General features: G+C 55.7%; 1 pseudogene. It reads right to left on the bottom strand.

The annotated features are described in order from the left end of the window. Positions 1–413, bottom strand: a pseudogene (locus NW849_RS14295) (histidine kinase); the annotation flags it as partial. Between the last annotated feature and the right edge of the window lie 777 nt (positions 414–1190).

The following is a 1190-nucleotide window of genomic DNA, read 5'->3' as shown; positions in this document are numbered from 1 at the left end:
GCCGAGAAGGGATAAATGAAACAGCCCTGGATCCCGCCCAGTCGCCTGGCCTCCCGCTGCCAAATGCCCATGCGCGGCTCCTGAGAGAGGTCAGGCAGGCTGATCGGTCGCTGCTCGATCACCACCTGCTCCAGGATCTCCCCCGGCTGTAGAGGATGCACCGCTCGCAGTAGGGTTTGATCCTCAAGAAGGGTCACTCCCCCCTGGCCCACCAACTGATGATTTTGATAATCGTAAAAGGCCAGCCAGACCAGCGGCGCCCCAAACACCGCCCCGACATAGTCGAGGGTGAGCTGAATCAGCCCATTGGCATCCGTTTGCTCTCGCATCTGTTGCAATGTCGCTTGCAGGGCCACCAGGGGAGATATTGACCCAGCTCTATCCGAAGAATAAGGGGGAACAGACTGAACCATACCTGTGTGGATCTATTCCGCAGGTTCCTCTGCAAGCCAATGCCGTATCAGCCAGACTTCAGCTCGTCTCTGTTATGAGCCTTCTCGTCTCCCTGCTTCCTTGTTACTGGGCAACACTGACACAAAAAAGCGAGGAGAAGCGAGCCCGGACTTGTTGCTGTTTGAAACAACTATAGCCCCCAGATGAAAGGCTGGGTAGCAATAGGGGCAGCCGAAGTCTTTGACATGCTCCCCCGCCTAAAGGCAGGGGATTCCGGTTCCTGGTTCTGCGACAACTTGCCGTGTTGGGTTGCCCCTCCACAACAGCGGTGCTCATCTCCCCAGGCGTTCCCCCAAGCGCTACGCGCCACTGATGCAAGCGCAGGGCGGTTTCCTCTCGCGCCAGCGGGACAGAATCCTTATGCCCTTAGGTACCGTTGCGAACAACAACTAAAAAACCTATTGAGGTTGCATCCAGTCGTGAGACTGTTGGGCTTAAGGCCTACGGCCCGCTTACGCGAATAGAGCGGTTGATTACCCTGCCGCTGTGGGCAGCATAGCACACAGCCGCCCTAAAGCGCGGGGCTTTAGACCCAGTTTTTTGGTAAGTGATTAAGTAATTAATTTGGGGTTAATTGTGGGAAGGCTTCACAACTGGGATCCCGCGCAGCTTGTGAGTATGGGTCACCAAGCTCTGGACAAAGTGTTGAAAGCGCTGTTGTAGCTTCTCGTCTTTGAGATTGCCTTGCTCGTCAAAAGCGTTCCAAGCCCGACCGATGGCGATTTGCTCTGGGATCA

It is taken from the genome of Synechococcus sp. R55.3, assembly GCF_047461975.1.
Classification (GTDB): domain Bacteria; phylum Cyanobacteriota; class Cyanobacteriia; order Thermostichales; family Thermostichaceae; genus Thermostichus.
The sequence above is the reverse complement of the archived record's forward strand: the minus strand, read 5'-3'. Positions and strand labels throughout refer to the sequence as shown.